Genomic DNA, 17223 nt, shown 5'->3' on the forward strand with positions numbered 1-17223 from the left:
AGGGTGTGAGAGGCGTCACTCTGTCTTCATCCACGCGGGGAGGCTTGGATGGGCAAGAGCCGCAGAACAATTCCCGAGGAACTGTTGTTGCTCGCACTGGACCCGGCAACCGGGACCACCGCGCAACCGCAGACCCTTGACCTCGGACTGGCCGGGGCACAGCTCGTCGAGCTGGCCATGGCCGGGAGAATAGTCCCGAACGGGGACCGGATCGCCGTGGTGAACCCACGGCCGACCGGTGACCCGACACTGGACCACGCCCTCGAACTGCTGCGCCGTCGCGGCAGTGCGGTGCGTGCCGTTCACTGGATCGGTGGGCCCCGACTGGGGCTGCGCCAGACGTACCTTGCGCACCTGGAGCGGTGCGAGATGGTGCGGGCGGTGCCGGGCCAGGTGTGCGGAGTGCTTCCGACGACGCGCTACCAGGCGTCCGACGACTGCACGAACAGCGCCATCAAGGAACGGCTGGACACGGCCATCCGGACCGGGATCCCCCCGGACCCCCGGACAGCCGCTCTGGCTGCCCTGGCCCACGCCGTGGGCCTCGGAAAACACCTATATCCGGGTAACGAGGGCCGCTCCTCCAGGTCACGCCTGCGCGACCTGATCCGGTACGACCCGCTCGGCGGGATGGTCGCGCACGCCGTCATGGATGTGCAGAACGGCCTGCCGGCGGCCCAGGTACGGGGCGGCGGAGCCGCACCGAACCGGACCGCTCCGCGGAGCGCCGCACGACCCGGCGCCCTGCCGGGCATGGTGCGCACGGGGGTTCGCTGACCGTCGCCGCACCGCACCGCAACCCTCGACCGCCGCCCCACCGCGACCACCCTCGCGGTACGGGCGGCGGTCCGTTTTCTGCCCGGAGGCCGCCTGATGTCCGGCTTGTTCGAACGAGCGACCAACCAGGGTACGCGTCGGCGTGCGCCTGCGTCTCGCACGCCTGCTCATTTCGGTTGCGAGGCTCGATACCGGACGATTGCTCCACACGAGGGCGGTTCCGAGTGGCATCCTGCTGAACACGAGGGATACCAACCAATCCCTGTTCCGATGACTCCATTGCCGGAGGATCAGTTGTCATCCGCCAGCATCAACCCGACCATCCGACGCCGCCGGCTCGGCGCGAAGCTGCGCGAACTCCGGGAAGAACTCGGCATCACCGCCGAGGACGTCGCCCAGCGGCTGCTCGTCTCGCAGTCCAAGATCAGCCGACTGGAGAACGGGCGGCGCAGTATCAGCCAGCGCGACGTGCGCGACCTGTGCCGCGTCTACGAGGTGACGGACGAGAAGCTGCTCGACGCGCTGATGGCGATGGCCCGCGAGTCGCGCCAGCGGGGCTGGTGGCACGCCTTCGGTGACGTCCCCTACAGCGTCTACATCGGTCTGGAGGCGGACGCCGTCTCCATGCACACCTACGAGTCGCTGTTCGTCCCGGGCATGCTGCAGACCCGTGAGTACGCCTACGCGGTGGTGGCCGGCATCCAGCCGGAGGCGCTGCCGGCCCAGAACGAGAAGCGCACGGACATCCGGATGAAGCGTCAGGAGATCATCCGGGACCAGGAGAAGCCGCTGCGGCTCTGGGCGGTCCTGGACGAGGCCGTGCTGCACCGCGAGGTCGGCGGGGTGCAGACGATGCGGGAGCAGCTGGAGTACCTGCTGGAGGTCAGCTCCTGGCCGCATGTCACGGTCCAGGTGCTGCCGTACAGCGTGGGAGCCCATCCGGGGATGAGCGGGACCTTCGCCATCCTGGAGTTCGAGGACCCGGACGACGCGACCGTGGTCTACCTGGAGGGCGTGACCAGCGACCTGTACCTGGAGAAGGAGCAGGACGTGCGGACCTACTCGACGATGTACGAGCACCTCCGCGCCCAGGCCCTGCACCCGGACCAGACCCGGGAACTGATCGACCGGATCGCCAAGGGCTTCGCCGGCTGAGGAGTTCCGCGCGGGTCAGGACGGGTAGTGTACGCGCGAAGCAGCGGCCGACATGCCATCTCGGCCGGAATTCCTCAGTCTTGAGGGTCCGTACGAGGCGACTGGCGCGATCGGCACCCCCCGGGGGTGACACTGGTTGCAGATCAACCAATCCCCACCAGCGAAACCGGAGTGAGTATCCATGACTCAGATCATCCTCACCGCCGACGCCGACCTCGCGTGGCGCAAGTCCTCCTACTCGGGGAACGGCAACTGCGTGGAGGTCGCCGTGCCCGAGGCCGGCATGGCCGTGCGGGACTCCAAGGACCCCAAGGGCCCGGCCCTGCACTTCACCGCCGAGGCCTGGTCGGCGTTTGTCGCCGACGTCGTCGGCGGTGCCTTCGAGATCGGCTGAGTCGGCGAGACCACTGAGCCGGCGCTGAGAACAGCGGCAGGGCCCCTCCCCCGATACGGGAGGGGCCCTGCCGTTCGTCCGCTCAGCGCAGTTGGTCCACGTGGACGTCGGTGCCCGGCAGCGTCGGGACGAAGGGCGCGACCAGCTCGACCCGCGCCCCGGGGACGGCTGCGGCGACCTCGGCGTCCAGCCCGGTGAAGGCGTCCCAGCAGGTGCGCGGGTCGTCCTGGAGGAACCAGAGCAGGGTGAGCCGGGTGTCGACGCCCTCCACCTGCTTGACGTAGGTCATCCGGTCTCCGGGCAGCGGCAGCGGCCGGAACAGCACGCACATGGCCGCCGGGCCACCGGCCCGCAGCTTCGCCGGGAGGTGCCGGTCCAGCAGCCAGTCGGTGAGCCGGTCGCGCTGCGCCGCGTCCTCGGTGTCGATCACCTCCAGCACCAGGCCGCCGTAGGGGTGGTCCAGCGCATGGACGTCCCGCGGGCCGGCTGCGCCGTCCCGATAGGCGGCGGCGACGTGCTGCTGAAAGGCGGTGAAGACGTGGGTGCGGTCCCGGTAGACCCGGCCGTCGCGGTTGAGGCGCTTGTTGATCCCGACGGTCCAGCGCATATGGGCGTCCTGGCGCCCCTCGTTGATCCAGTAGACGGAGAGGTAGCAGCCGGTGGAGACCGGCTCGGCGACCGCCGACTTCTCCGGGTAGCGGAGCAGTTGGAGGTCGCGGGTGGCCACCCAGCGGCGTCCGGCGAACATCCAGGGCATGGCCATCGCCCCGGCGTAGAAGTGGTCGTCCTCGTACCAGCGGTTGTAGCCGTACTCGTGGCCGGGGTGCGGCTCCACCATGGTGATCAGCGCGCTGCCGATGGACACTCCGTAGGGGCCGCGCGACGCCAGGTCGGCGTACCGGTCCAGGTCCTCGCCACCGCTCGGCCGGTCACTCTGCTGCCGGTCGCCGTCTGTCATCTGCTGACCTCCCGATACGTTTGCCCGCCCGTCGAGCTGACGGTAAGTCAGATTTCGACAACTGCCCAGCCCCCCGGCGCGGGTCTGCGGAACTTCGCACAGGCCCGACCCTCCTGGCCGACCGCGACTTCGGACGATCGACCGATGGGCCGCGGCGGCCCCCGGCCCTAGCGTGGGCGCACATGCGCAGACGTGCCGTCGCCCCCGTGGTTGTGCCCGTGCCCTTCGATCCGGCCGCCGCCTGGTCGGCCCGCCGGGTGCTCGGGCTGACCCCCGCGCTGGTGGCGCGGGACCTGGCCGCGCACGGCGTCCACGTGTTCCCGTCACAGGTGATCGCCTGGGAGTCGGGCGAGCTGCTGCCGAGCGAACGCGAACTGACCGCCCTGGCCCGAACCCTGTGGTGCGAGCCGGGGCGGCTGATGGGCGGCCGGGCCCGGAGCATCCGCGACCACCGCCTGGCCGTCGGCATGCCGCTGGAGGAGCTGGCCCGGCGGCTCGGCCTCACCCCGCGCGTGTACGCCCAACTGGAGTCGGCCCCCGCTGGCAGGGCGACCCCGACCGGACCCTGCTGCTGGCCGAGGCCCTGCAGCTGACCCCGTACGGACTGGTGCTCGCCACCGACCGCGAGGAGCAGCTGCGCGACGTGCTGCAGCGGGCCGTGGACGGACGCTGGTCGGCGCAGCTGAAGCCGCTGCTGCGGCTGGTCCCGACCATCCGACGGGAGGCCGCGGAGCACGCGCTGCAGGTGCTCTACCGCGAGGGGCACGCCGCGGGCGTGATGTGGGGCGCCACCCAGCAGCAGGAGCAGGAGCTCGCCGCCCCCGAGCGGCCGCCGCTGACGGAGCGCTTCTGGGCACTGCTGCCGGACTAGCCCACCGCCCGACCGGATCGGGGCGTGGCCGACCCGCGCGCCTCTGGCCTTTCCAGGCGTGCTGTTCTAATCTGACGCATCGTCAGATACCGGCTGGACACTGGCCGTCGCAGAGGGGTTCGCCGCCATGGCACTGTTCGAGGGTCGTACGGTCCTGGTCTCCGGGGTGGGTCCCGGACTGGGGCAGCAGGTCGCGGTACGGGCGGCGCGCGAGGGCGCCAACGTGGTGCTCGGGGCGCGGACGGAGGAGAACCTGGCGAAGGCCGCGGCCGAGATCGAGGCCGGCGGCACCGGACAGGGGGCCGGTCGGGTCGCCTGGCGGTCGACCGACATCGCCGAGCCGGAGGCCTGCGACCGGCTGGCGGAGCTGGCCGTGGAGCGCTTCGGCCGGATCGACGCGGTCGTCCATGTCGCGGCCATGGACAGCTACTTCGGCGGACTGGCCGACGCCGACTTCGCGGCCTGGCGCCGGGTGCTGGACGTCAACCTGATCGGCACCCTCCAACTGACCCGCTCCTGCCTGCCGGCGCTGCGCGAGCGCGGCGGGTCGGTGGTGATCATCGGCACCCAGTCCGCCGTGGCCGCGCCGAGCCAGGTCCGGCAGGCCGCGTACGCGGCCTCCAAGGGCGCGCTGACCTCCGCCATGTACTCGCTGGCCCGGGAGCTCGGGCCGGACCGGATCCGCGTCAACACGGTGCTCCCGGGCTGGATGTGGGGCCCGGCGGTGGAGATGTACGTCCGCTGGACCTCGGGCACCGAGGGCGTGCCGGAGGAGGAGGTCAAGGCCCGGCTCTCGGAGCGGATGGCGCTGCCCGAGCTGGCCACGGACGGCGATGTGGCCGAGGCCGCGCTGTTCTTCGCCTCCGACCGGGCGCGGGCCATCACCGGCCAGTCCCTGCTGGTCAACGCCGGCGAGCTGATGCACTGACGCGCCGGGAACAAGTCGGTTCCATCGCCTCCCTGTTGCTGCGGTCCGGTCCTGACGAAGCGTGTGTTCATGGTGATGAACGCGCGCCGCTTCAAGCAATCACCACGGAGGTCAAGGGAAGGTAAAATCGTTCCACTGGTAGATCGATGTTCACGATTCTGAACAGAAAAATGCCAAGGAATGGGTCATCAGCCATCAATTCCGCCCTTCCTCTGAACGTGGATATGAACGCGCGGTCTTGACCATCGGTCAGGACCGCGCTTCACTTTCGGCATCACGGCATTGGTTATTCACCTTAACTCGCCCTACCGGCTCGCCCCATGGGTGCTGCACGGCCCGGTCCTGCGAAGCGCGCTCCGACCCCCGTTCCGCACACGAGACAAGGCGACCCAGCATGACGCAGACCGCAGCGGCCCCACCCTCCGTACGCCGGATCAATCCCGGCACGCTCTACTTCTTCGGCGCCCTCGGCGGCATCCTCTTCGGCTACGACCTCGGCGTCATCGCCGGCGTGCTGGTGATCATCAGCAAGGTCTGGGCCCTCACCGGGTTCGAGAAGGGCGTCGTCACCGCCAGCCTCTCGGTCGGCGCCATGATCGGCGCCGGTCTGGCCGCCCGGCTCAACAACCGGATCGGCCGGCGGCGCAGCATCATGGTGGCCGGCGTCATCGTCGTCATCGGCACCGTCGCCTGCTGCCTGGCGCCCGACTTCGACTCACTGGTGGTCTTCCGCGGCATCCTGGGCATCGGCATCGGCTTCTCCTCGGCCACCGTGCCGACCTACCTCGCCGAGCTGGCGCCCGGCCGACTGCGCGGGGCGATGTCCTCGCTGAACCAGATCTTCATCGTCCTGGGCATCCTGATCGCCTCCATCGTCACCTACGAGCTCGCCCCGTCCAAGGACTGGCGGTGGATGTTCGCCGGGGCGCTGGTGCCCGCGACCGTCCTCGTGGTCGGCCTCAACTTCCTTCCGGAGACTCCCCGCTGGCTGCTCAACCTGGGCAAGGAGGACGAGGCCCGGGCGGTGCTGGCCAGCACCCACGCCGGTCAGGACGACGACATCGACGCCGAGGTCGCGTCGATCCGCGAGGTCATCCGGGCCGACACCGAGAAGACCGGCCGGATCCGCGACCTGGGCGCCAAGTGGGTCCGGCCGATGCTCTTCGTCGCCCTGCTGCTCGCCGTCGGCCAGCAGTTCTCCGGCGTCAACGCCATCAACGCCTACTTCCCGACCATGCTGGTGACCCTGGGCTTCACCACCAGCATCGCACTGCTCTCGGCGATCGTCCTGGGCGTCACCAAGCTCGCCTTCACCACCTGGGTGGTCTTCGTCGTCGACCGCTGGGGCCGCAAGCCGCTGCTGCTGATCGGCAACGTGGTCATGGTGGTCACCCTGCTCGGGGCCGGCTGGGTCATCCTCCACGTCCACGACAAGGGCACGCTGGGCACCCTGACGGTGATTCTGCTGGTGCTCTACCTGGCCGGCTACGAGCTGGGCTGGGGCGCGGTGGTCTGGGTGATGATGGCCGAGGTCTTCCCGCTGAAGGTCCGGGCGGCCGGCATGGGCGTCGGCGCGGTCGTGCTCTGGGCCGCGACCGGCCTGATCACCGCGCTGTTCCCGATCATCTCCGACAAGAACCACCTGGGCCTCGGGCACGCCATGTGGCTCTTCGCCGGCGTCAACGTCGTGCTGTTCCTGCTCACCTGGTGGCTGGTCCCCGAGACCAAGGGCCGCAGCCTGGAGCAGATCGAGCTCAACCTGCGCGAGAGCGCCACCACCGGCTGACCCCCACCGGCACCACCACCCGACCCTCCCCCGGTCCCGGGGCGGGGCGCCGCTCCCGCAGCAGCGCCCCGCCCCGGCGCCACCCCTGCCACGGCTCGGCCGCCCTCCGGGGCACCCGTTTTATGGGTACCCGGGGCGTGAGCTCCCGGTTTGCGAAGTCGAGCCACCAATCCGCCTCGGATCGGAAACCTTGACTCCACTTCACGTTCGCCCGGCCTTGCACCCACGGGGAATACGGTCCGCCCCATGACCACCCCGCAGACCCCCCGCACCGCCCGCACCGCCCGCGCCATCGGCGCCGCCGCCGTCGCCTCCGCCCTGGCCGTCGGCGCCCTCGCCGCCACCGCCGGCGCCGCGAACGCCGCCCCCGTGGCCGCCCACAGCGCTGCTCACCCGGTCGCCCACACCGTCCCGGCCTGGGCCCGGAAGCACGCCGCGCACCCGATCCCGTTCACCGCGGCCACCGTCACCGAGAACAGCGACGGCAGCTACACCATCAGCTGGGCCGCCACCGGCCTGGCCGGGGTCACCGTCTACGCGGGCGCCACCCAGGACCACATCTACTACCGGCACGCGGTCGCGCGGGGCCGGGGCACCGACAGCGTCACCGTGCCCGCCTCGGCCATCCCCGCCCGCGCGGCCTCCAAGGACCGGCAGTGGTTCCGGCTGGTCCCCAGCCAGGGCGAGGGCCTGACCCTGGCCGACCGCAGCCTGCACCTGGCCAGCGCCCCCAACTTCCGCGACGCGGGCGGCTACCGCACCGCCGACGGCTCCTGGGTGAAGATGGGCCTGATCTACCGCTCCGGCGACATCTCCAAGCTCTCCGCCGCCGACCTCGCGGAGCTGCAGCGCCTCGACATCCACACCGTCTACGACCTGCGCACCGATGCCGAGCGCAGCAGCAGCCCGGACCAGGTCCCGGCCGGCGCCACCGACACCCAGGAGAACATCCTCGGCGCCGCCAGCACCGCCGGCTTCACGCCGACCACCCCCGCCGCGGCCACCCAGGAGATGATCCAGGCCGAGGTCACCATGGTGGACGCGCCCTCCGCGCAGACCGGTTACCACAACGTCCTCACCGGCATCGCGGACCGCCAGGACCTCGCCGTGGTCTACCACTGCACCGCCGGCAAGGACCGCACCGGCTGGGCCAGCGCCGTGCTGCTCACCGCGCTGGGCGTGCCGGAGTCCACGGTCGAGTCCGACTACCTGGCGAGCAACACCTACAACGCCGCCTCGAACGCCGCCACCCTGGCGCAGCTGCCGCCCGCCTACGCGGCCGTCTACCAGCCGCTGCTGACGGTCACCCCGGCCTACCTGGCCAGCGGCTTCAACGAGGTCACCGCGCAGTACGGCACCTTCGCCAACTACCTGAACAAGGGCCTGGGCATCGACTCCAAGACCCTGCACGAGCTCCGCTCGGAGCTCCTCGTCGGCTGAGGCCCTCGCGGAACCCCACGCACGTCCGGGGGCGGTACGGCGACACCGGCGCCGTACCGCCCCCGGACCGCGTTCGGTCCAGGACCGTGTTCACTCCAGGACCGGCAGCAGTGCCGGGAGGTGGCCGTCGGAGGCCAGGGCGGCGGCGCGGCGCTCCTCGGGGACCGGGTTGTAGTTGGTGGTGCGCTGGGCGGCCGGACGACCGGCTGCGGCGGCCATGGCCTCCAGGCCGCGGATGGACTCGTAGCTGCCGTAGGCCGAGCCGGCCATCCGGGAGATGGTCTCCTCCATCAGCGTGCCGCCCAGGTCGTTGGCGCCCGAGCGGAGCATCTCGGCCGCGCCGTCGGCGCCCAGCTTGACCCAGCTGGTCTGGATGTTGGGGATGTGGGTGTGCAGCAGCAGCCGCGCCATCGCGACCACCGCCCGGTTGTCGCGCATGGTCGGGCCGGGACGGGCGATTCCGGCCAGGTAGACCGGGGCGTTGGTGTGGATGAACGGCAGCGTGACGAACTCGTTGAAGCCACCGGTGCGTTGCTGGATCTCGGCCAGTAGCCGCAGGTGGGCCAGCCAGTGCCGGGGCTGGTCGACATGGCCGTACATCATCGTCGAGGAGGAGCGCAGGCCCAGCTCGTGGGCGGTGCTGACGACCTCGACCCAGGTCGCGGCGGGGAGCTTGCCCTTGGTGAGGATCCAGCGGACCTCGTCGTCCAGGATCTCGGCGGCGGTGCCGGGGATGGTGTCCAGCCCGGCCTCCTTGGCCTGCTGGAGCCAGTCGCGGACGGAGAGGCCGGTGCGGGTGGCGCCGTTGACGACCTCCATCGGCGAGAAGGCGTGGACGTGGATGCCGGGCACCCTGGCCTTCACCGCGCGGACGATGTCGAAGTAGGCGGTGCCGGGCAGGTCCGGGTGGATCCCGCCCTGCATGCAGACCTCGGTCGCGCCCACCTCCCAGGCCTGCTCCGCGCGGTCGGCGACCTGCTCCAGCGAGAGGGTGTAGGCGTCGGCGTCGGTTCGCCGCTGGGCGAAGGCGCAGAAGCGGCAGCCGGTGTAGCAGACATTGGTGAAGTTGATGTTGCGGGTCACGCAGTAGGTGACGGTGTCGCCGACCGCGTCGCGGCGGACGTCGTCGGCGATCCGGCAGAGCGCGTCCAGCGCCGGTCCGTCGGCGTGGAACAGCGCCAGCGCCTGGTCGTCCGTCAGCCGGGTCGGGTCCTCGGCGGCGGTGGCCAGGGCCTGGCGCAGGTCCCCGTCGATCCGTGAGGGCGCCGAGTGCTCGGCGGCCTGCTCGCGCAGGGACTCCCAGTCGCCGTAGACCTCGTCGAAGTCCTCCCGGCGGTCGCCGGTCCGACCGTCGGTGTCGATGGTGCGGTGCAGGTCGGTCCGGCCGCTGGGCACGAACGCCTCGTCGGGCTCCTGCCAGGGCAGGCCGACCGGGAGCGCGTCCGGGCGGGCCAGGCCGGTGACCGGGTCGGCCAGGGCGCGGACGTGCGGCAGGATCCGCGGGTCGAGCCAGGGCTCGCCGCGCAGGATGTAGTCGGGGTAGACGGTGAGGCGTTCCCGCAGCTCGAAGCCGTTGGCCGCGCACTGGGCGGCCAACTCGTCGATGTGCGGCCAGGGGCGCTCCGGGTTGACGTGGTCCGGGGTGAGCGGGGAGACCCCGCCCCAGTCGTCGATGCCGGCCGAGATGACCAGCGCGTACTCGCCCGCGGCGGAGCCGCTGATCGATGCTGTGACCAGGTTCGGCGGGGCCTGGATCCGGGCCGAGGGGCCGAGCAGCACCCGGGCCACGGCGATGGTCGCGGCCAACTCCTCCAGCTCGGCGTCGGGCATGGCCCGCATCGCGGTGTCCGGCTTGGCCCGGAAGTTCTGCACGATCACCTCCTGCAGCCCGTGGTACTGCCGGGCGACCCGGCGCAGCGCGAAGAGGGAGTCGGCGCGCTCCTCGTAGGTCTCGCCGATGCCGATCAGGATGCCGCTGGTGAAGGGGACGTTGGAGCGCCCGGCGTCCTCCAGGACGCGCAGCCGGACGGCGGGCTCCTTGTCCGGTGAGCCGTAGTGCGGGCCGCCGGGCTCGGACCAGAGCCGGGTGGCGGTGGTCTCCAGCATCATCCCCATGGAGGGGGCGACCGGCTTCAGCCGCTGGAAGTCGGTCCAGCTCAGCACCCCGGGGTTGAGGTGCGGCAGCAGCCCGGTCTCCTCCAGCACCCGGATCGACATGGCGCGGACATAGGCCAGGGTGTCGTCGTAGCCGTGGGCGTCCAGCCACTCGCGGGCCTCGGGCCAGCGTTCCTCGGGCCGGTCGCCGAGGGTGAACAGGGCCTCCTTGCAGCCCAGTGCCGCGCCCTTGCGGGCGATGTCGAGGACCTCGTCGGGCGAGAGGTAGAGGCCGTGGCCCTCGGCACGGAGCTTGCCGGGGACGGTGACGAAGGTGCAGTAGTGGCAGCGGTCCCGACAGAGCCGGGTGAGCGGGATGAAGACCTTCTTGGAGTAGGTGATCACTCCCGGTCGGCCGGCCGCCTCCAGGCCGGCGTCGCGGATCCGCGCGGCGGTGGCGGTGAGGTCGCGGAGGTCCTGGCCCCGGGCCTGGAGCAGTACGGCCGCCTCGGCGGCGTCCAGGGCGACACCCTCACGCGCACGGTGCAGAGCCCGGCGCATGGCGTTGCCGGTGGGGGCGACGGAAGCGGTGGACTGCTTCTGATCCTTCATGTGCTGAACCATACGCGGCCCGACCCCGTCGGCCGTAGGGACCCTGAGGGGCACTCAGGGTCGGGTGCGACGAGAGGCGGACAGCCGGCCGATCCTCCAGGGCGATCCGGAACGGGTCGCACAGGCGTCTAATGGATGGCATACGGGGAGACGTCGATCTGTTCGGAGGGACACGGCATGTCGAACAGCAGTGGGGGAACAGGAAGCGCCGGGGGCGGGCCGACCGGTGACGACATCCTCGGCGCGGCGGAGCCCGCGGCCGGGGCACGACGCGGCCGACGGAGCCGGGTACTGGTGCCGGCGACGGTCGCGGCGGTGGCGGCGGCCGGTCTGATCGCGGTCCCGGTGTTCGCGGCGAGTTCCTCGCTGCCGTCGGTCACCGCGCAGCAGCTGCTGGCGAAGGTGCTGTCCTCGCATGTGCAGACCTTCTCCGGGTCGGTGCAGACCACAGTGGACCTCGGTATCCCGTCGCAGGTGATGAGCGCGCTGCCGTCGGCGGTCGCCGGGGCCTCGGCCGGTACCGGTGCGGGGGCGTCGGCCGGGCAGTCGAAGGCGGCGGAGCAGGCGGTGACCGCGCTGGCCTCGGGCACCCATGTGCTGAAGGTCGCGGCCGACGGCCCGACCCGCCAGCTGCTGAGCTCCAGCGACGCCGGGGCGACCTTCACCCTGGCCCACGACGGCAGCACGGCCTGGGTCTACGACGGCCAGTCGGGGACGGCGACCGAGCTGACCGGTCTGGGCGCGAACGACGCCGCCGCCGGCTCGGCGGCCCGGAACGCGGCCGACCCGCAGCAGTTGGCGGCGCAGGTGCTGCGGGCCCTCGGCCCGAACACCTCGGTCTCGGTCCAGGGCCAGTCCATGGTCGCCGGACAGTCCGTGTACGAGTTGAGTGTGAAGCCGAAGGGCGCCGGCTCGACCATCGGCGAGGTGCGGATCGCCGTCGACGGCGCCAACGGGATGCCGCTCCAGGTACGGGTGCTGCCCTCGGACGGCAGCGACCCCATCCTGGACGTCGGCTTCACCTCGGTGTCCTTCGCGACCCCGGCCGCAAGCACCTTCGCCTTCACTCCGCCGAGCGGCACCAAGGTCGCGCACGAGGCGGTCCCGGTCCGCACCGCCGCCCCGGAGCACGGGCAGCAGCACCACGCCCTGCCCAAGGTCGGCGCCGGGTCGGACACCACGGTGCTCGGCAGCGGCTGGGAGTCCGTCTACGTCCTCAACCCGGGCTCGCAGGCGAAGGGCGGCGCCGGGCTGTCCGGTGAGCTCGGGGCGGTGAAGGAGTTCGGCAAGCCGGTGGCCGGCGGCGCCCTGATCTCGACCAAGCTGGTGAACGTCCTGGTGACCCCCAACGGGACGGTCTACGCGGGCGCGGTCACCCCTGCGGTGCTGGAGGCCGACGCCGCCGGCGGCCGGTAGCGGCATCACGGCGACGGCATCACTACGACGGCGTCACGGCGACGGCGTCACTACGACGGCGATTCGGCGACGGCCGGACGGGCCCGGTTCCGGCGGAGGCGACTCCGCGGGAACCGGGCCCGTCCCGTTCCGGCCCGGCCACCCCGGCCGCCGCGCGCCCCGGACCTGGGATTCGGAATTCCCGCCGCAGCGGCCGGAAATCCCAGGTGTGGTAGTACTCACACGACCCGACAATGACGAACCATCAGGGTGAATGCAGTGCCCAGCAGGCATTCTGGCGGAAACCAATTCCGCTGCGGAGGCCGTCGGGCGGGGCCGTCGGCCGACCGCCGAACCGACCGCCGAACGGCCCGGGAACGGCCCGGGAAGTGCAGCGAGAACCGCACCGGAACCGTCCGATCGTTCGGAAGGCTGCTGGAACTCCGTCCGGGCCACCGGACCGCCCGGGCCGCGGACGCCGCCGCCGGGCCGCGACCGACACGATATCCGAGCCCGGCCACGGACGGCTGCGGACGGCTGCGGACCGCTGCGAAGGAAGCGTGAAGTCCCAGGTCGTGCAGATGCAGATGCAGACGCAGATGCACTCGGGACCGGTGCCACGGCCGCCCGCGCCGGCCGGGGACGCCCCTCCGGGCGGCCCGCCGTCGCCTTCGGTGACCCGTCGACAGCGGCACGGATTCACCGCCCGGCATTCTTCGGCCCATGTGTCGTGACATGGGCTGTTTTGGCGCCGAAGCACCGCGCAATGGGCCCGACAGCGGGCCCGCCGGGCGCCCGATTAACACCCCGGGCAGTGGTGGCATTACCATACCGATGCCGGTCGAACTGTTGCCGAAATGTGTTGTCCCAGCAGAAAGGCCAGCTTGACGAAAAGGCTTGCGGACCTGTCAGATGATGGTCACTCATCTGAGCGTGTGAAGAAAACCTTGCCGAGTCACGCGGGCGCCTCCCTCAGCCCCGGGCCGATCGACGGCACGGCACGCTCGCCGTACAACAGGGAGACATCCACAGATGACCATGAGTCGCCGCACCTTCCTTGCGGCTGCGGGATTCGCCGCGGGCACCGGGCTGCTCTCGGCCTGCAGCAGCGGCGCCCAGGCCACCACCGGGCTTAAGGGTGCCCCGACCACGCTGGAGGTCTTCTCCTGGTGGACGGCGAGCGGCGAGAAGGACGCTCTGAGCTCCCTCGTCGCGGACTTCAACCTGGTCAACCCGAACATCAAGTTCGTGAACGAGGCGGTCTCCGGCGGCGCCGGCACCAACGCCAAGGCCGTGCTGGCCCAGCGGCTCGCCGCGCACAACCCGCCGGACACCTTCCAGGCCCAGGCCGGGGCGATGGTCGGCGACTACATCACCGCCGGGCAGTTGGAGGACGTCACCTTCCTCTACGAGCAGCAGGGTTGGAAGACCGCCTTCAACCAGGACGTGCTGGACCTGATCCAGCGCGACGGCAAGCTGTACTGCGTCCCGGTCGACATCCACCACATCAACCTGCTCTGGTCCAACAAGAAGATCTGCGACAACCTCAAGATCTCGACCGCGCCGCAGGACATACCCGAGTTCGTCGCCGGTCTGACCAAGGTCCAGTCGGCCGGGCTGATCCCGCTGGCGCTGTCCCGCGACCCCTCCGAGACCTGGCAGTGCCAGCACGTCCTGGAGGCCATGCTGATCGGCACCCTCGGCGCCGACGGCTGGTCCGCGCTCTGGAAGCCCGGTGCCGACTGGAGCTCGCAGGGGGTGACCGAGGCGCTGCAGAGCTACCACACCGTCATGTCGCACGCCCCGGGCACCGGCGGCAACATGTCCTGGGACCAGGTCAGCGCGCAGCTCGCCCAGGGCAAGGCCGGCTTCCAGATCATGGGCGACTGGACCGAGGCCAGCTTCCAGGTCGGCAGCTTCCCGCTGGTCCCGCACGTGGACTACGACTGGGCCCCCAGCCCCGGCACCACCGGCATCTTCGACTTCGCCTCCGACTGCTTCACCCTGCCGATCGGTGCCAAGCACCGGGACGCCACCATCGCCTGGCTGATCGAGTGCGGCAGCCAGCGCGGCCAGGACGCCTTCGACACGGTCAAGGGCGCCATCCCGCCGCGCGCCAAGCTGGCGAGCGGCGAGCGCAGCCTGTTCGACCCCTACCTCCAGTGGTCGCTGGACCAGTGGGGCGGCGACCGGATCGTGGGCTCGCTGACCCACGGCGTGGTCGCGCCCGGGGCCTGGAACAACGCCATCCTGGCGGCCGTCGGCGACTACGTCGTCACGCCGGACATCGAGAAGCTGCAGTCCGCCCTGGTCGCCGCCGCCGCCGCGCACTTCGCGCTGTCGGCCCACTGACCGGCCGCCCGCCGGGCGGCCGAGCGGACGTCAGTCCTGCTGCGGGGCCGCCGCCACGATGAGTCTTCCGACCGTCGCGGCGGCGGCCTCGCGCACGTCCCGGGTCATCGCCTCGTCGGTGATCAGGGTGTCCACGGCCGCCAGCGGGGCGTAGGAACTGAGGCTGACCACCCCCCACTTGCTGTGGTCGGCCAGCACCACCACCTGGGCGGCGCACTCCATCAGCGCCCGGTTGGTCTCCGACTCGGCCAGGTTGGGCGTGGTCAGCCCGGCCTCCGGGTCGATCCCATGGCAGCCCATGAACAGCAGGTCCACGTGCAGGTCGTGCAGGGCCAGCGCGGCGATCGGCCCCACCAGCGCGTCCGAGGGCGTCCGGACGCCGCCGGTGAGCACCACCGTGGGACCGGCCCGACCGGGGCGGCGGGCCTCCTCGAAGACGTCCGCCACCCGGACCGAGTTGGTGACCACGGTGAGCCGCTGCACCCGCAGCAGGTGCCGGGCCAGCGCGTGGGTGGTGGTGCCGGCCGACAGCGCCACCGCCGTCCCCGGCCGGACCAGGGCCGCGGCGGCCTGGGCGATCTCGTCCTTGGCCTCGGGCTCCCACTCGGTCTTGGCCTCGAAGCCCGGCTCCACGCTGCTGGCGCTGCCCGCGATCAGCGCCCCGCCGTGGACCTTCTCCACCAACCCCTGTCGGGCCAGGTCGGACAGGTCCCGACGGATCGTCATGTCCGAGACCCCGAACCGGGTCGACAGCTCCCCCACCCGGACGCTGCCGGCCTGCCGGACCTCGGCCAGGATCACCGACTGCCGTCGCTTCGCCAGCATGACTTCCCCCTGCTACCAACAGCGTGCACAGTCAGACATGGATAAACGCAATCAAACACGAACGCGCATATCACATGCCCCAGCGGACGGACTGTCAAGGGGTTGTGCACGGACCGCAGTTCAGGACGCCGTGGGCTCCGGTGCCAGGACGGCGCCCGGTCCGGCCGGTCGGGCCCGTGCTGTCATTTCCGTTACCGGGATTCGGTCATGACAGCGCCTCGGTCATGACAGCGCCTCGGTCCTGGCGGCGGTCGAGCGTTGCAGCCGGACCGCCGAGTGGACCGTGGCCGCCAGCAGTCCCAGGTTGCGCAGCAGCAGCACCGCCACCGGGATCAGGTGGTCCTCCTTCAGCCCGGACCAGAGCAGCGGGTAGCCGAGGGTGGTCAGCGCCGTCAGCGCCAGCAGCGCCAGCGCCGGCCGGCGCTGGCCGGTGGCCCGGAAGGCCAGACAGAGCGCGCCCAGGCCGAGCAGCCAGACGAAGTACTGGGGGCTGATCACCCGGCTGGTGGTGACGAAGACCAGCATCGCGGTGAAGGCCGCGTCGGCGGCGGTGGCGGCGGTCCAGACCCGGGCCCGCAGCCGCCACAGGAGGAGCCAGCCGAGGCCCAGCACGGTGAGCGCGAGGGTCGCGGTGGAGAGGGCGGAGACGCCGGGCCCGAAGACCTGGAAGGAGCCGTAGCTGTAGCGGACGGTGCCGTGGTAGCCGACCAGCTTCGCGGCCAGCAGCAGGCTGCCGGGCAGCGACTCGATCTCGATCCCCCGGGAGCCCTGCTCCCCCAGGAAGCCGAAGGCGTGGGTGAACAGCGCTGCCGCCAGCCCGGCCAGCAGCACCCCGGTCACCAGCGCGGAGCTCCAGGAGCGGTGGGTGACCCGGCCCCGGGGGGTACCGATCAGCACCAGCACCGGCCAGGCCTTGACCAGCGCGCCCAGCGCCGCCAGCACCCCGCCGCCGACGGCGGAGCGGCCCAGCAGCAGCACCGAGCCGACCGCCAGCGCGGTGACCGCGACGTCGAAGCGGATGTACGGCAGCTGGAGCAGCAGCGGCAGCCCGAGGACCCACAGCCACAGTCCGTCGAGCCGGCGCTCCGGCCCCCGGGAGGCGCCGAGCAGCATCGCGGCGACGGCCGCGTCGCAGAGCAGCATCAGCACCGCGAAGGCCGCCGCGTAGGGCAGGAAGGGCAGCGCCCTGGGGGCGAGGAAGACCAGTCCGGCGACGGGCGGGTACTGCCAGGTGGCCTCGTGGAAGGGGAAGTGGCCGTGGGCCAGCTCGGCAGCCCAGTGCGGATAGAGGGTGTGCACCTCGTCCGTGCTCCCGCGCCCCTCGGCGACGGCGGCGGCGAACAGGACCGCCCGGGTGCCGAGCCAGAGGACCAGCGCGGCGGTCCGGCTCCGCAGCAGCAGCCGGACGATCCCGTCGGCGGCCCCGGCGGACGGCCCGGGGGGCGCGGCGGGCGACGGCGGCGCGGGCGGGGTCGACGCCGGGTCGGGCAGGCGTTCGGTGCTGGGCAACGCGGCTTCCTCGGGATCCTCGGGAGCAGGGAGCTGGCCGGGCGGGTGGGCGCGACCCTGCACAAGATAGCCCCCGTCCCTGTCCCCCGGATGCGGGGACGGGGACGGGGGCTGCGGCCGTGGCCGC

At 71.7% G+C, this 17223-nt stretch carries 14 protein-coding genes; 10 read left to right on the plus strand and 4 right to left on the minus strand.

Annotated features, from left to right (window positions below):
- Positions 1–48 precede the first annotated feature (48 nt).
- From BS75_RS17580 to BS75_RS17590, 3 genes are all read left to right on the plus strand, one after another.
- Positions 49–777 (plus strand): GOLPH3/VPS74 family protein, encoded by a 729-nt coding sequence (locus BS75_RS17580; protein ID WP_034088917.1) that lies wholly within the window; start codon positions 49–51, stop codon positions 775–777.
- 294 nt (positions 778–1071) lie between these two features.
- Positions 1072–1932: a helix-turn-helix domain-containing protein gene (locus tag BS75_RS17585; RefSeq protein WP_231607812.1), complete on the plus strand. Its 861-nt coding sequence runs from the start codon at positions 1072–1074 to the stop codon at positions 1930–1932.
- Between the two features lie 181 nt (positions 1933–2113).
- Positions 2114–2326 (plus strand): DUF397 domain-containing protein, encoded by a 213-nt coding sequence (locus tag BS75_RS17590; RefSeq protein ID WP_042438146.1) that lies wholly within the window; start codon positions 2114–2116, stop codon positions 2324–2326.
- Between the two features lie 82 nt (positions 2327–2408).
- Here BS75_RS17590 and BS75_RS17595 read toward each other — a convergent pair whose 3' ends face one another.
- Positions 2409–3284: a hypothetical protein gene (locus BS75_RS17595; RefSeq protein WP_042438147.1), complete on the minus strand. Its 876-nt coding sequence runs from the start codon at positions 3282–3284 to the stop codon at positions 2409–2411.
- A 182-nt stretch (positions 3285–3466) separates the two neighbouring features.
- Here BS75_RS17595 and BS75_RS44440 point away from each other — a divergent pair, with 182 nt between their 5' ends.
- From BS75_RS44440 to BS75_RS17615, 5 genes are all read left to right on the plus strand, one after another.
- Complete coding sequence (locus BS75_RS44440) at positions 3467–3877, plus strand: helix-turn-helix domain-containing protein (protein ID WP_152645896.1); 411 nt, start codon at positions 3467–3469, stop codon at positions 3875–3877.
- Between the two features lie 14 nt (positions 3878–3891).
- On the plus strand, positions 3892–4155 hold the full coding sequence (locus tag BS75_RS44445) for a hypothetical protein (protein WP_052069508.1): 264 nt from the start codon (positions 3892–3894) through the stop codon (positions 4153–4155).
- A gap of 127 nt (positions 4156–4282) precedes the next feature.
- Entirely contained in the window at positions 4283–5083 is an 801-nt protein-coding gene (locus BS75_RS17605; protein WP_034088919.1) for an SDR family oxidoreductase, read from the plus strand.
- Positions 5084–5477: 394 nt separating this feature from the next.
- On the plus strand, positions 5478–6869 hold the full coding sequence (locus BS75_RS17610) for a sugar porter family MFS transporter (RefSeq protein WP_042438148.1): 1392 nt from the start codon (positions 5478–5480) through the stop codon (positions 6867–6869).
- Between the two features lie 246 nt (positions 6870–7115).
- A complete protein-coding gene (locus tag BS75_RS17615) occupies positions 7116–8309 on the plus strand; it encodes a tyrosine-protein phosphatase (RefSeq protein ID WP_034088920.1) in 1194 nt (397 codons plus the stop codon).
- Positions 8310–8399: 90 nt separating this feature from the next.
- Here the strand turns inward: BS75_RS17615 and BS75_RS17620 are convergent, their stop codons facing one another.
- Positions 8400–10964, minus strand: a complete 2565-nt coding sequence (locus BS75_RS17620) for a bifunctional FO biosynthesis protein CofGH (RefSeq protein ID WP_034093248.1) — start codon at positions 10962–10964, stop codon at positions 8400–8402.
- Between the two features lie 228 nt (positions 10965–11192).
- On the opposite strand from BS75_RS17620, the gene BS75_RS17625 reads away from it, so the two are divergent.
- Both BS75_RS17625 and BS75_RS17630 read left to right on the plus strand, forming a co-directional pair.
- Complete coding sequence (locus tag BS75_RS17625; protein ID WP_042438150.1) at positions 11193–12431, plus strand: LolA family protein; 1239 nt, start codon at positions 11193–11195, stop codon at positions 12429–12431.
- A 1011-nt stretch (positions 12432–13442) separates the two neighbouring features.
- The gene (locus tag BS75_RS17630; protein WP_052069510.1) at positions 13443–14762 is read left to right on the plus strand and encodes an ABC transporter substrate-binding protein; all 1320 of its coding nucleotides are present in this window, start codon (positions 13443–13445) and stop codon (positions 14760–14762) included.
- Between the two features lie 30 nt (positions 14763–14792).
- On the opposite strand, the gene BS75_RS17635 is transcribed toward BS75_RS17630, so the two are convergent.
- Entirely contained in the window at positions 14793–15587 is a 795-nt protein-coding gene (locus BS75_RS17635; protein WP_034088921.1) for a DeoR/GlpR family DNA-binding transcription regulator, read from the minus strand.
- A gap of 222 nt (positions 15588–15809) precedes the next feature.
- On the minus strand, positions 15810–17096 hold the full coding sequence (locus BS75_RS17640; RefSeq protein WP_160312266.1) for a glycosyltransferase 87 family protein: 1287 nt from the start codon (positions 17094–17096) through the stop codon (positions 15810–15812).
- Positions 17097–17223: the final 127 nt, after the last annotated feature.

The sequence above is a fragment of the Streptacidiphilus albus JL83 genome, from assembly GCF_000744705.1.
GTDB classification, from domain to species: Bacteria; Actinomycetota; Actinomycetes; order Streptomycetales; family Streptomycetaceae; genus Streptacidiphilus; species Streptacidiphilus albus.

Excerpts from the sequence above, each read along its gene's own strand:
- BS75_RS17580 (WP_034088917.1), top strand. The coding sequence starts at position 49 with ATGGGCAAGAGCCGCAGAACAATTCCCGAGGAACTGTTGTTGCTCGCA.
- BS75_RS17590 (WP_042438146.1), top strand. The coding sequence starts at position 2,114 with ATGACTCAGATCATCCTCACCGCCGACGCCGACCTCGCGTGGCGCAAG.
- BS75_RS17595 (WP_042438147.1), bottom strand. The coding sequence starts at position 3,284 with ATGACAGACGGCGACCGGCAGCAGAGTGACCGGCCGAGCGGTGGCGAG.
- BS75_RS44440 (WP_152645896.1), top strand. The coding sequence starts at position 3,467 with ATGCGCAGACGTGCCGTCGCCCCCGTGGTTGTGCCCGTGCCCTTCGAT.
- BS75_RS17605 (WP_034088919.1), top strand. The coding sequence starts at position 4,283 with ATGGCACTGTTCGAGGGTCGTACGGTCCTGGTCTCCGGGGTGGGTCCC.
- BS75_RS17610 (WP_042438148.1), top strand. The coding sequence starts at position 5,478 with ATGACGCAGACCGCAGCGGCCCCACCCTCCGTACGCCGGATCAATCCC.
- BS75_RS17615 (WP_034088920.1), top strand. The coding sequence starts at position 7,116 with ATGACCACCCCGCAGACCCCCCGCACCGCCCGCACCGCCCGCGCCATC.
- BS75_RS17620 (WP_034093248.1), bottom strand. The coding sequence starts at position 10,964 with ATGCGCCGGGCTCTGCACCGTGCGCGTGAGGGTGTCGCCCTGGACGCC.
- BS75_RS17625 (WP_042438150.1), top strand. The coding sequence starts at position 11,193 with ATGTCGAACAGCAGTGGGGGAACAGGAAGCGCCGGGGGCGGGCCGACC.
- BS75_RS17630 (WP_052069510.1), top strand. The coding sequence starts at position 13,443 with ATGACCATGAGTCGCCGCACCTTCCTTGCGGCTGCGGGATTCGCCGCG.
- BS75_RS17635 (WP_034088921.1), bottom strand. The coding sequence starts at position 15,587 with ATGCTGGCGAAGCGACGGCAGTCGGTGATCCTGGCCGAGGTCCGGCAG.